Source organism: Nocardioides speluncae (assembly GCF_003121585.1).
Classification (GTDB): domain Bacteria; phylum Actinomycetota; class Actinomycetes; order Propionibacteriales; family Nocardioidaceae; genus Nocardioides; species Nocardioides speluncae.
The window spans coordinates 16,216-29,000 of the sequence record NZ_QEOO01000002.1; the positions used below are offsets into that span (position 1 = coordinate 16,216).

A 12,785-nucleotide genomic window follows, 5' to 3' on the forward strand; every position below is an offset into this window, starting at 1 on the left:
CGGTCAGGTCGTTTTTGTACGCCGCGAGCGGGCGCGCTGAATCGCAACGGCGAGCAGCATCGCGCCGCCGACGATCCCCGCGGGGGCCGCCGCCGCCAGGTCCGAGTCCGATCGGGACGAGGTCATGCCGGACGGCGGCACCGCGCCCCGGCCATCGCCGGGGACGTCGACCGCGAGCACGTCGAGCCCGCGGACCAGGTCGATCGAGTAGACGACGTTGGTCTTGGCGCCGGTCTGCCGGCCGCGGGCGTCGTACCTCGGCAGCCACATCGCGTCCCACACCTGCGACACCCCGCCCCACGCGTGACCGTAGGCCTTGATGTCGCGTGGGTTGCGGACGTCGAGCAGCTGGGTGCCGCCGGCGTAGAAGCCGGCCGCGACGATTCCGGTCGGGTGCCAGTCGAACCAGTGCGCCGAGCAGAACGCACCGTTCGGCAGCGGGTAGTTGCCGAGGTCGGCGAGCTCGACCTTGTCGAGCGGGACGATGGCGTTCTTGGTGCCGTCGAGTCGCTTGACCCACCAGGTCTGGAAGCTGCCTGCCTTGGCACAGTCGGTCTCGACGTAGTCCTCCTCGGTCACCATCAGCACGTTGCCGTTGGCGAACGATGGACGGGCCCCAGGACGGAACCGGTGCGCGTTGGGCCGGAAGGAGTTGTGGTGAATGAAGTCGTTCCAGCCAGGGTAGCGAGGGTCTGTGCCCTTGCCGGCGACGCCGGTCGTGGTGATCAGCCGCGGCCGAGCGGGGTCGCGCAGCGACCACATGGAGCTGCCGCCGAACCCGGTGTGGGTGCCGATCCCGGCCGCGTCGAAGTTCCACTTGTGCCCGGCGGTGGGTGACGCGAACGGTTGTACGCCGGCCCGCCGCGGGTTGCTGTCGACCTCGCGCGGCCGGGCGAGGTTGCGCAGGTCGAAGACCGAGAACTTACCGTCGTTGCCCGCCGAGTAGACGAAGTCGCACCTCTTCCTATTGATGCAAGCCACGGTGTGTGTGCTGGTCGTCGACCTGATCCGAGAGACCACCTTCGGCGCGGACGGCCTGGTGACCTCGACGACCAGTAGCTCGTTACCGGACACGCTGACGTGCTGGATGTCGAACGGGTTGACGTAGAGCGGGTCCAGGCCGACCAGCGCGAACCGCCGCACGCCCTTCGAGGTCACCCGCTCGCCGCAGTTCATCGCCTCGTTCTCGAACTGCAGGCTGGGCAGCACGCCCGTGAGCCGGGGCGCGGTGCCGTCCCGCACGTCGTACACGCGGATCGACTCGACGCCCGAGGCCACGAACAGCGGCGCGGTCGGCAGGAAGCAGCCCGCGATCCCGACCTGGGATGGATGGGATGAGAGGTGGGCGACCTTCGCGCTGGTCCGCAGCGGCAGGAGCGGTAGTCCCGCCTGGTCAGGTGCGGCGGCACGCGGGCCGGGGTCGCCGGCGTACGCCGAGGGGGCGGTCGCTAAGCACGCCGATGCACCAAGCAGCAGGGCCGCAGTCGCAGCAGAGAAGATGGGTCGCACGCATGACCAACGACAACCCAGGTCGCTGGGTCACGCCATGCGCCGGCGAGTCAGGTCGGCTGCGACGAGCCCAGGGGTCGCCAAAGAACGGGCGGGCGCACCCAGGCGCCACTGTCCCGAGATGATGGTCCGGCCCGTCAGGCCGGCTGCATCTCCTGCATCGCTGGCGTTTCGAGGTCGATGTGGAGCGGCGCGGAAAGCGCGTCGTTCTCCTCCTGCAGTCGCAGGACCAAAGTCTCGAGCTCGACCACGCGCTCTCGCAGCCGACGATTCTCGGCTGTGAGTCGGGCGGGGGTCCGCAGGTCGCTGTTCATGTAGCCGATCAGCGCCTTGGCCATGAATTAGCCTCCGAAGGGGGTTGAGTGTCAGGACCCGTTGAACCGGGCCGTCTTCCAGAGTTGCACCAACTTCGGCCGCGGTCAATTCTGACTCGGTCAATTTCAGTTGCGGCTAGCTCCGGACCCGCGGTACAGGCTGGCAGCGCGGGCAGAAGTACGACGAACGGTTCATGAACGCGATCCGCCGGATCGGCGTGCCGCAGCGCCGGCAGGCCTCGCCCTCGCGGCCGTAGGCGTTCAGTGACCGGTCGAAGTATCCGCTCTCCCCGTTGACGTTGACGTAGAGCGCGTCGAACGACGTTCCGCCCTGGCCGAGCGCCTCGGTCAGCACCGTCCGCACCTCCGCGAGCAGCGTCCCGACCTGGCCTGCGGTGAGCCGCTCCCCCGGCCGGTCGCCGTGCACCTTTGCCCGCCACAGCGCCTCGTCGGCGTAGATGTTGCCGACGCCAGAGATCAGGCCCTGGTCGAGCAGCAGCCGCTTCACCCCGGCGGTACGCCGGCGCACCCGCCGGCTGAACTCGGCGTCGTCGAACTCTGGGTCGATCGGGTCGCGGGCGATGTGCGCGATCTCCGTCGGCAGCCCGGCGCCGCCGGTGGAGACCAGCAGCCCGCCGAACATGCGCTGGTCGACGAAACGGAGCTCGACAGGCGAGCCGGGCAGGGTGAACCTGACCCGCAGATGCCGCTCGTCGGGCGCCCCGGGCGGCTGGATCAGCATCTGGCCGCTCATGCCGAGGTGACCGAGGAGGGCGTCCCCGTTGTCGAGGGCGAGCCAGAAGTACTTGCCGCGGCGGTGAGCGGCGTCGATGCGGCGGCCGGTCAGGGCCGCGGCGAAGCCGGAGGCGCCGCGCGGGTCGCGGCGTACCGGGCGTGGATGGAGTACGTCGACCTTGCTGATCGTGGCGCCGACGACGTGGCGCTCCAGGCCGGCGCGGACGACCTCGACCTCAGGCAGCTCGGGCACGTTGAGAGTGGGTCAGCTCGGGTCGGGGGTGGCGCCGGCCTGCTTGGCGAGGTCCCGCTTGGCAACGGTGGCGGCGATCTCGCCGTACGCCGTCTCGGCGGCCTGCTGCTCGGCTTCCTTCTTGGACCGGCCGATGCCGTGCCCATAGAGGGTCTTGCCGACCCGGACCTGGGCGGTGAAGGTCTTCATGTGGTCGGGGCCGTCGTCCTCGATGACGTACTCGGGGACGCCCAGCGCGTGCTCGGCGGAGAGCTCCTGGAGGGAGGTCTTCCAGTCCAGGCCGGCACCGAGCCGGGCGGCGGCCTCCATCATCGGGTCGAACAGCCGGTGCACGACCTCGGTGGCGACCACGAAGCCACCGGAGAGGTGTACGGCGCCGATCACGGCCTCGACGGTGTCGGAGAGGATCGAGGCCTTGTTGCGGCCGCCGGTCGACTCCTCACCGCGACCGAGCTTGATGTGCTCCCCCAGGCCGATCGCCCGTGCCACCTCGGCCAGCGCGCGGGCGTTGACCACCGCCGCGCGCAGCTTCGCCAGCCGGCCCTCGGAGAGGTCCGGGTGGTTGAGGTAGAGCGTCTCGGTCACCACCACACCGAGCACCGAGTCGCCGAGGAACTCCAGCCGCTCGTTGGTGGGCAGCCCACCGTTCTCGTAGGCGTAGGAGCGATGGGTCAGGGCGCGCTCCAACAACCCGGGGTCGAGTTCGGGGTCGCCCAGCGCCGTGCGCAGAGCGGGGTAGCGGTCGGGTAGACCGCTGTCAGGCTCGGAGAGCTCCGTCAAGATCGCGATGGCGTCAGGCTCACAGAACCTGGCGCCGGTCAGCCTTCGCGCCGTACTGGCCGCAGGTGCCGCACGCACGGTGCGGGAGGTGCTTGGCCTCGCAGGCAGGGTTGGCGCAGGTCACCAGGGTCGGGGCGACAGCCTTCCACTGCGAACGACGGTGACGCGTGTTGCTGCGCGACATCTTCCGCTTCGGGACAGCCACTTCTTCTCTCCTCTAAGCCGTGCCGGCCGGGCGACCGGGCACTCGTTCTCCGTCGGTCGAGGTGACCGACGCTCAGTCTTCGTCCTGCAGTGCGGCGAGCCCGGCCCATCTCGGGTCGATCGGCGCCCCATGTGTGTGGTCCGGATCGTCCTTCAGCCGCGCACCGCACTCGGTGCACAGCCCGGGACAGTCCTCCTCGCACAGAGGCTGGAACGGCAGCGCAAGCACCACCGCGTCTCGCAGCAGTGGTTCGAGGTCGACCATGTCTCCCTCCAACCGGCTGACACCTTCGTCCTCTTCGTCGGCCTCGCTGTCGTCGTAGACGAACAGCTCCTGGAACCGAGCGACGATATCGTCCTCGATCGGATCCAGGCACCGCGCACACTCGCCGGCGAGCCCGGCTTGCGCCGTACCCGTGACGAGGACGCCCTCCATGACCGCTTCGAGCCGGAGATCCAGCTCAACCGGCGCCCCTTCCGGGACGGAGAGAACTTCGATGCCAAGATCTGGCGGCGCAGGCACTGAGCGAGACACTTCGCGCTGGGACCCCGGGCGGCGGCCGAGCTCGCGAGTGTCGAGCACGAGCGGCGCTCTCGGGTCCAACTTACGCAAGCGCGTTCACACCAATGTCTAGACCAAACAGATCGGCGAGCATCTTATCCGGCCGCGAGACCCGCAGCAAAACCCACAGGCCTTCGGCCGACCGGCGCGGGCCGCCTTCGGCGGGCTGCCTCCCCTGTTTCGCCGGACCAGGCTCACTCCGTTCGCGGTCCGGCGAGCTTGGCCGTCAACCGGTCGAGGACGAAGCCGGGCACCAGCCCGCTGACGTCGCCGCCGAACGTGGCGACCTCCTTGACCAGGCTGGACGCCACGTAGGAGTAGCCCGGGCTGGTGGGCATGAACAGGGTCTCGACGCCGGCGAGCTTGGAGTTCATCTGCGCCATCTGCAGCTCGTAGTCGAAGTCGCTGAACGCGCGCAGCCCCTTCACGATCGCCGAGACGTCGCGCTCCTGGCAGAACGTCGTGAGCAGGCCGGTGAAGCCGTCGACCTGGACGTTGGGGAACTCCTCGCAGGCGGTGCGGAGCATCTCGATCCGCTCCTCGGGCGAGAACAGCCGGTTCTTCGACTTGTTCACCCCGACCGCGACGATCACCTCGTCGAACAGCTGCGAGGCCCGCGACACGATGTCGATGTGGCCATTGGTGACCGGGTCGAACGATCCGGGACACACGGCTCTGCGCACAGTCACTCCTCAGAGTCAGGCTCGGCATCGGGGTCGGCATCGCAGCCGGCGGCGTGACCGTACCAAAGCACGGTCTCGCCGTAGGTCCGCTCCTTCTCCGCGGCGAGGCCGCAGGGCCAGTCGGGCGCCGAGGTCCGGACCGATCGCTCGACGACGACCAGGGCGCCGGGGACCAGCCAGTCGTGCTCGACCAGCAGCCGGAGAGTCTCGGCGACCTCCGCGCCCGGCATCGGGTACGGCGGGTCCAGGAACGCCACGTCGTACGGCGCCACCGGGGTCCGCGCGAGCGCGGCGACGACCGAGCTGGTCAGCACCTCGACGTGGTTCATCGACAGGGTCTTGGCGTTCTGGCCAATCAGCGCGGCGGTCCGGCGGTCCTGCTCGACGAAGGTGACCACACCGGCGCCGCGGGACCTGGCCTCCAGTCCGACCGCGCCGCTGCCGGCGTACAGGTCCAGGAAGCGGAGCCCGGACAGCGAGCCACACCACGACTCGATCGCGGAGAACAGCGCCTCGCGCACCCGGTCCGTGGTGGGCCGGGTATTGGACCCGCGGGGTGCGTTGATCCGCCTGCCCCCCGCGGACCCGCCGATGATGCGGGTCATGACTTCTCCATGAACTCGGACTCCCGAGAGTCTTCCATCTCCTGGACGGCCCGAGCGAGCAGTGGAGCCCGAGCCAAGGACCCATCTTGCGTCAGAAGCGTCTCCGCCGCACGTCGGGCCTCCTGGATCAGCTCCTCATCACGGAGAACTCTTAGGTTCTGCAGGCTCGACCGGTAGCCGGACTGGGAGGCGCCGAGCACGTCGCCCTCGCGCCGCTGCTCGAGGTCGACCCGGGAGAGCTCGAAGCCGTCGGTGGTCGCCGCCACCGCCGTCAGCCGCTCCCGCGCGGGCCCCTCGGCCGGTGCGCCGGTGACCAGCAGGCACAGTCCGGGCAGGCCGCCCCGGCCGACCCGGCCGCGCAGCTGGTGGAGCTGGGAGACGCCGAACCGGTCGGCGTCGAGCAGCACCATCATCGTGGCGTTGGCGACGTCGACGCCGACCTCGATCACCGTGGTGGCGATGAGTACGTCGACCCGGCCGGCCGCGAACGCCCGCATCGCGCGGTCCTTCTCGTCGGGCGCCAGCCGGCCGTGCAGGGTCTCCAGCCGGAGCCCGCTGAGCGGGCCCTCGGCGAGCTGGGCGGCCACGGCCTCGACCGAGGACAGCGTCCCCGTCGCGAGCTGGTTGCCCTCGTCGTCGACGTCGACCTGGTCCACCTGGCCCGGCTCGGCCTCGTCGCCGCCGATCCGCGGGCACACGACGTACACCTGGTGGCCCTTCGCGACCTCCTCGCGCACCCGCTGCCAGACCCGGTCGAACCAGTGCGGCTGGTCGGCGAGCGGGACCACGTTGGTCTGGATCGCCGCCCGGCCGGCCGGCAGCTCGCGCAGGGTGGAGACCTCGAGGTCGCCGAAGACCGTCATCGCGACCGTGCGCGGGATGGGGGTCGCGGTCATCACCAGCACGTGGGGCGGGGTGCCCGCCTTGTCGGTGAGCGCAGCCCGCTGCTCCACGCCGAAGCGGTGCTGCTCGTCGACAACGACCAGGCCGAGGTCGGCGAAGCTGACGTGCTCTTGAAGCAGCGCGTGGGTGCCGACCACGATCCCGGCCTCGCCGGAGGCGATCCGCAGCAGCGCCTCCTTGCGCTGGCCCTTGTTCATCGAGCCGGTGAGCAGCGCGACGGTAGTGCCCTCGGCCGCGCCGCCGAGCATGCCGCCGCCGGCCAGGTCGCCGAGCAGGTCGGTGATCGAGCGGTAGTGCTGCTGGGCCAGCACCTCGGTCGGCGCGAGCAGCGCGGCCTGGCCGCCGGAGTCGACGGTGTGCAGCATCGCGCGCACGGCGACCAGGGTCTTGCCGGAGCCGACCTCGCCCTGCAGCAGCCGGTGCATCGGGTGCGGCTGGGCCAGGTCGTCGGCGATCTGGGCGCCGATCTCGCGCTGGCCGGTCGTCAGCTCGAACGGCAGCCGCTCGTCGAAGGCCTTGAGCAGCGAGCCGTCGCCGCCGGTGCGGGCCTGGGCGCCCTGGGCCCGCAGCTCGGCGCGGCGCCGGCCGAGCACCAGCTGGGTGACCAGCGCCTCGTCGAACCGGAACCGCCGGCGCGCCCGCTCCACCTCGGCGAAGCTCGCCGGAGTGTGTACGCCGCGCAGCGCCTCGCGGACCGGCAGCAGGTGGTACTCGCTGCGGAGGTCGTCGGGCAGCAGCTCGGGAACCTCGTCGACCACGTCGAGGGCGAACGCCACCGCTCGCTGCAGCTCCCAGGAGGTGACGCCGGCGGTCAGCGGGTAGATCGGGAACAGGCCGCGCAGCCCGGCCAGCGCCGCACCGTCCGCGGGGTCGACCTCGCCGTCCTCGTTCTCGGACTCGACGCCGAACGGGATGATGTCGGGGTTGGTGAGCTGCCAGTCCTGCCGGAACCGGCCGACCTGGCCCATGAAGAAGCCCTCCATGCCCCTCCGGACCCGGCGCGCGTGCCACTCCGCGGTGTGCTTCTTCTTGGCGAAGAACGTCATCTTGAGCTCGGGGCCGTCGGTGGCCAGCACGGTCTCGACTCGGTAGGCGCGGTGTCCGGTACGCCGGTCCTGGTAGGTGTGGATCTCGGACTCCACGATCCGGCCGACCACGGCCAGCTGCTGGCCGACGGCGAGGTCGCCGACCTTGGTGAGTTCCCCCATCTTCAGATAGCGGCGCGGGTGATGGCCGACCAGGTCGCCGACGGTGTGCAGGCCGAGCTTCTGCTCGATCTTGTCGCGCTTGGTCTTGTTGTCACCGACCACGGTTGCGATCGGTGAGTCCAGGCTGATCCCCACGTGGCCCCCTTTCGGCCGGTCTACTCGACTCCCACCAGCAGTGGATAGCGCTCCTGACCTCCGTCGTACACCACGACGTCGACAGTCGGGTGCTGCTCCTCGACGTACGCGGCCCAGCGGTCGGCCAGCCGTTCGCCGTTGGCGGGCCGGTCCTCGGCCCCGGCGACGATCGTGACCAGCTCGCCACCACCGCCGATCAGCCGCTGGATCACCTCAACCCCGACGTCGTACAGATCCTCGCCGACGATCGCAAAGTCACCCGCGATCACGCCGAGCACGTCGCCCGGCTCGCAGGGCCCGCCCATCGTGATCGCCTTCTTGGCCGCGATCGTTACCGCGCCGTGCCGGGCGTGCCGGGCGGTGGCGGTCATCTCCAGCACGTCGGCGTCGAAGGTCCGGCCGGGCTCGTGCACGGCCACAGCCGCCAGGCCCTGCACCTGCGCCTGGCTCGGGATCACCGCGACCCGTACCTCGCTCTCCTCCTCGGCGGTCCGGGCCGCGATCTCGGCGGCCCGCACCGAGTCCGGGTCGTTGGGGAGTACGACGACCTCGGCGGCGCCGCACTCGGTGATCGCCACCAGCAGCATCCCGGCCGACGGCCGCCGACCCGGCCCGCCGCTGACCACGACCGCACCCGCGCTCTCGAACAGGTCGGCCAGCCCCGGCCCCGCGGTCACCGCAACCACTCGGCGGCCGGCCACCCGCGACCGCCGCTCGCGCGCGGCCTGGGTCTGCTCGGCGAAGTGGGTGACCCGGACCCGGTAGGGACGGCCGGCCTCGATGCCGGCCTCGATCGCCGCGCCGACGTCGTCGACATGGACGTGGACGTTCCAGAGCCCGTCGCCGCCGACGATCACCAGCGAGTCGCCGAGCGGCAGCAGCCGGCCACGCAGGGCGGGGACCGCGTCGTCGTCGGCGTCGAGCAGGTACATCACCTCGTACGCCGGGCCCTCGGCGGTCAGGTCGCCCGTGGGCATCGGCATCGGGATTCGGCGACTGCCGAGCACGCTCGGCGGCGCCACCCTGCGCCGGCCGGTGAGCGCGGTCTCGGCGGCGTCGAACACCACGCTCAGGCCACGGCCGCCCGCGTCGACCACGCCCGCGTCGGCGAGGGTCTGCAGCTGTTCGGGGGTGCGGGCCAGCGCCTCGCGAGCGGCGGCCGCGGCGGCGGCGTACACGTCGGCGGTCTGGCTGGCCGGGTCCTCGGCCACGGCCAGCGCGGCGTTCGACGCGGCCCGGGAGACGGTCAGGATCGTGCCCTCGACGGGCACGCCGACCGCGGCGTAGCTGGCGTCGGTCGCCTCGCGGATCGACTCGGCGATGGTGACCGCGGCCCGCTCCCCCTCGGGAACCCGGGACAGCCGGCGGCACACCGCGCTCACCATCTGCGCCAGGATCACCCCGGAGTTGCCACGGGCGCCGAGCAAGGCGCCGCGCGCGAGCGCCGCCAGCACGGCCGGCTCCTCCGCGTCTGGGTCGACAGCGGCCTGGAGTGCGTCCCGCGCCGCGGTCATGGTCAGGAACATGTTGGTGCCGGTGTCGCCGTCCGGCACCGGGAACACGTTGAGCGCGTCGATCTCCTCGCGCGCCTCGGCCAACGCGTCGCAGGCGACATCCACGAAGCGCAGAACGGCGGGGAGCACCGTGCTGCCCTTCTCTACTGTCATGACCTGCCTCAACGTTGGCCGGACGAGGTCGCTACGCCCGGCGCCGGGTGGGGAGGGACACACACTAGACGAGTTAACTCACCAGACGCTGGTCGTCGGCACAGCCCACTCGATTCGCCCACCCGGGAGGCCATCGGATACTCTTGTGCGGTTGCCCGCTCACTGTCGCTCTTGTCGACGGGGTGGGCCCTCGTACTGACTAACCCGATCAATCCAGGAGTTCCCGGTGGCTGCCGTCTGTGACATCTGCGCCAAGAAGCCCGGCTTCGGCAACAACCGTCCGTGGTCGCGCAAGATTACGAAGCGTCGCTTCAACCCCAACATCCAGCGCGTCCGCGCGAAGGTCAACGGCACGCCCAAGCGCCTCAACGTGTGCACCGGCTGCCTGAAGGCCGGCAAGGTCACCCGCTGACCTGACTCGACCTCTACGAAGGCCGCCACCCGACCGGGTGGCGGCCTTCGTCATCCCGCGGCCGTCAGTTCTCTGGGGGCGAAGGGATGCTGGGAAGCGACGGCATCGAAGGCAACTCAGTCGGCGCTCCGGTCGCCCCACCCGTCGGGAAGTCCGTTGGCAGGCCGGTCGGCAGCCCCGTGGGTGCGGTCGGGGTCGAGCCCGGCTCGCCCCACTGACCAGGGCCCAGCCAGCGCGGGCAGTGCTCGTCCAGCCACGGCGGCAGCTCACGGAGGATTCGGCTCAGGACCGGAATCTCTCGCGTCATCGCACCGATGTCGCGGTCACGCGTCGCCTGGGCGATCCGGTCCGACGCGTCGGCGTAGTCCTCGATCGCCTCGGCCATCTCCCGATCGGTCATGCCGTCAGCCATCTCGCGGAAGATCTGCGCCTGCTCCTCCATACTGCCGGCTCGCTCGCCGGGATCGGCGCCCGCGCCCTGCTGCGACTGGGCCGTCATCTCCGTCAGGGGCGACCCGAGTTCGGGTCCCTTCTCCTCGATCAGCGCGCAGTCGGCCGCGTAGTCCGGGCCACTGTCGTCGTCGCCGAGCCAGGCCAAGAGGCCGAGAACGAGAGCGAGCACCAGCAGGCCGACAGCTCCGATGACGAGCAGGAGCGTGCCGCGGCGGCGCTCCGCACGTCGGCCGCGCAGGCTGTAGAACACTGCCGCGGCGAGGAGTAGGAGACCGCCGGCCACGAGAGCCGAGACGGCGTACGGCGCGACCTGGCGCAGCCGGTCCTCGTCTTGACCGGAGTCGGCCTTCGGCCGGCCGGGCGGGCGTCGCGGCGGGAACTCACGGGCCAGCGCCGCGGTGTCGACACTCGCCCCGCCACCCAGCCAGCGTTCCGATCCCTCGGACGCCGAGCCGTCCTCGACTCCGCGCCGTACGGCATCGGCGAGAGTCGGCCAGCCCTTCTCGAACTCGCTGGCGCTGACGGCGCTGCGGGCGACGGCGCTGAAGTCCACGCCGCCGTACGTATAGGTCCTGATGGTCTGAACCGCACCGCTGGTGGTCGTGATCGTCTTCTTGTAGGCGGGGTCTCGCAGGGTCGCGAGATAGTGGCGGAAGGTGTACCGCGGCGCCCAGTCGTTGATCTGCCAGCGCCCGATTTCGCCGCTGTCGACGATCCCGGCGTACGGTCCGGCAGCGCCGTACTTCGCGCGGTACCACTCCGCCGCAACTCGGCTCTTGTAGACGCGGCGTAGCGGCGCGAACGATGGCGCCTGGTTCACCGCCCGCACCATGTGCGGCAGGATCACGGTCCGGTAGATCTTCTCGAACCTCTCGGTGGCTGCCGCCGGCTGCGGGCAGTCGAGCGCGCTGCCCGGGCGGCCTTGTAGATCGGACTCCATCTGCACCCGCAGCGGCGCGTCCACGATGTACAGCGCATCCCCGTCCTCGCGCACCGTGGCCGCCTCCGGCGTGATCCAGGCCCGGCTGACGAAGCAGGTGGCGCCGGTGGTCGCCAGCCCCGCCCAGAACCGCCGCCCCGTCGGAGTGTCCGGGTCCATCAGCCGGCTGCCCGTCCGCTTCAGCTCCAGGTCGGCCTCCAGTAGCACCCGCCCGGCATCGGTCCGGCCGAACGCACGATCCATGACCCGGTCCGGCTGATCGGGGTTGAGGTTCACCCAGAACGCCGACTTCGGCAGCGCCAGCCACACGAAGAACGCATCCGATGCCTGCTTCGCCTCGTCGACTCCGTCGACGTTCTGTCCGCCAGGCTGGGGACTTGCGCCGTGGAACGCGAAGTCGACCTCGCCCTTGTCTCCGTTGAAGTCCAGGTAACGCAGCTCCAGCGATGAGAAGTCGATCCCGCCCGGCGACACCAGCGCGCGAGCAAGCTCCGCCGAACTCTCATGATCCTCGCAGCCAGCAGCTACCGCCGTACGGCGTCGGGCCCGGGACGGGGCGGTGCACTCGCCCGTGGCGGGGGCCATGACCTCGTTGACGACCTTCGTGCTTCGGGCCAGCTTCTCCTGCTGCTCCTTGCGGTCCTGGGCGGCGGCCACGCTGGCGTTCCACTTCGCCATCAGGCCATCGGCATTGCGGCCGGGCCGGTGCGGCACGAGAGCCGCCACCTGCGCCTGCGGAGCCGACCTCGACAGTTCCCGGCTGCACACCTTGGTGCACGGTGAACGCTCGGTGACCACAGCCCGGGTGCGCGCCCTCGCTTCCTTCTCGATCTCGGCCACCGGGACGCCGAGCTGGCGTAGCAGCTTGCGAACAAGCTCGAGCAGCTTTCCCTCCGAGTGCTGCTGGCTGAGGAAGTCACTCTCGGTTGTCATCACGGCGATGCTCTGGCCCTCGCCGAGTCCCAGGACCCTCGACTTCTCCGGGTTGAGGGCATCGGCGTCCAAGACCGTGGCTCGGCCACCCTTGAACAAGATCGGGTCGGCACCCTCAACGAGTCCCGAGACGTCGACATAGATGGCGGCAACGTTGTAGCCGAAGCTGTCGTACTTGCGCTTCACGAGCGCGGCGCGGTGTCGGCGGAGGTCGTCGGCTGCCGGATGGTCGTAGCCCTGCTCGCCGAGGTTCTGCCAGTCCGCCGCGGCGTAGGCGACTGGCAGCACCTCAGCAGGAGGCGGCGGCCGATCGGGGATGACAGGAACAGCCAAGCCAAGACAGGTGGCCAGCAACGCTGCGAACGCTACGCGCTTGAAGGGTGAGGACTGTCCGAGACCCATTTCGCTCCTCCGACTCGGCGGCATCGGTCGGCGGCTCAATACCCATTCAGGCGCCACCTACTCACTAGGACGGCAAAGCCACCGAGG

The 12,785-nt window shown here is 70.5% G+C and carries 12 protein-coding genes; 1 reads left to right on the forward strand and 11 read right to left on the reverse strand.

The features are described 5' to 3' along the window. Positions 1-3: 3 nt before the first annotated feature. From DDV73_RS01420 to DDV73_RS01465, 10 genes are all read right to left on the reverse strand, one after another. On the reverse strand, positions 4-1,509 hold the full coding sequence (locus DDV73_RS01420) for an LVIVD repeat-containing protein (protein ID WP_109505474.1): 1,506 nt from the start codon (positions 1,507-1,509) through the stop codon (positions 4-6). A gap of 137 nt (positions 1,510-1,646) precedes the next feature. Beyond that, the gene (locus tag DDV73_RS01425; protein ID WP_109505475.1) at positions 1,647-1,847 is read right to left on the reverse strand and encodes a hypothetical protein; all 201 of its coding nucleotides are present in this window, start codon (positions 1,845-1,847) and stop codon (positions 1,647-1,649) included. A 112-nt stretch (positions 1,848-1,959) separates the two neighbouring features. After that, positions 1,960-2,811: a bifunctional DNA-formamidopyrimidine glycosylase/DNA-(apurinic or apyrimidinic site) lyase gene (mutM, locus tag DDV73_RS01430; protein WP_109505476.1), complete on the reverse strand. Its 852-nt coding sequence runs from the start codon at positions 2,809-2,811 to the stop codon at positions 1,960-1,962. A 12-nt stretch (positions 2,812-2,823) separates the two neighbouring features. Next, positions 2,824-3,591: a ribonuclease III gene (gene rnc, locus DDV73_RS01435; protein ID WP_206050652.1), complete on the reverse strand. Its 768-nt coding sequence runs from the start codon at positions 3,589-3,591 to the stop codon at positions 2,824-2,826. A 19-nt stretch (positions 3,592-3,610) separates the two neighbouring features. Beyond that, on the reverse strand, positions 3,611-3,796 hold the full coding sequence (gene rpmF / locus DDV73_RS01440) for a 50S ribosomal protein L32 (RefSeq protein WP_109505477.1): 186 nt from the start codon (positions 3,794-3,796) through the stop codon (positions 3,611-3,613). Between the two features lie 72 nt (positions 3,797-3,868). Further along, positions 3,869-4,378, reverse strand: coding sequence for a YceD family protein (locus DDV73_RS01445; protein ID WP_240617044.1), 510 nt, complete (start codon positions 4,376-4,378; stop codon positions 3,869-3,871). Positions 4,379-4,551: 173 nt separating this feature from the next. Next, entirely contained in the window at positions 4,552-5,040 is a 489-nt protein-coding gene (gene coaD, locus DDV73_RS01450; RefSeq protein WP_109505479.1) for a pantetheine-phosphate adenylyltransferase, read from the reverse strand. Between the two features lie 2 nt (positions 5,041-5,042). After that, positions 5,043-5,645, reverse strand: coding sequence for a 16S rRNA (guanine(966)-N(2))-methyltransferase RsmD (gene rsmD, locus DDV73_RS01455; protein WP_109505480.1), 603 nt, complete (start codon positions 5,643-5,645; stop codon positions 5,043-5,045). Further along, positions 5,642-7,891 (reverse strand): ATP-dependent DNA helicase RecG, encoded by a 2,250-nt coding sequence (locus DDV73_RS01460; RefSeq protein ID WP_109505481.1) that lies wholly within the window; start codon positions 7,889-7,891, stop codon positions 5,642-5,644. Before DDV73_RS01460 ends, rsmD begins: the two co-directional genes overlap by 4 nt. 20 nt (positions 7,892-7,911) lie before the next feature. Next, complete coding sequence (locus tag DDV73_RS01465; protein ID WP_109505482.1) at positions 7,912-9,558, reverse strand: DAK2 domain-containing protein; 1,647 nt, start codon at positions 9,556-9,558, stop codon at positions 7,912-7,914. Between the two features lie 226 nt (positions 9,559-9,784). Here DDV73_RS01465 and rpmB point away from each other — a divergent pair, with 226 nt between their 5' ends. Then, positions 9,785-9,970, forward strand: a complete 186-nt coding sequence (gene rpmB / locus DDV73_RS01470; protein ID WP_109505483.1) for a 50S ribosomal protein L28 — start codon at positions 9,785-9,787, stop codon at positions 9,968-9,970. A gap of 64 nt (positions 9,971-10,034) precedes the next feature. On the opposite strand, the gene DDV73_RS01475 is transcribed toward rpmB, so the two are convergent. Then, positions 10,035-12,629 (reverse strand): PT domain-containing protein, encoded by a 2,595-nt coding sequence (locus tag DDV73_RS01475; RefSeq protein ID WP_154402565.1) that lies wholly within the window; start codon positions 12,627-12,629, stop codon positions 10,035-10,037. Between the last annotated feature and the right edge of the window lie 156 nt (positions 12,630-12,785).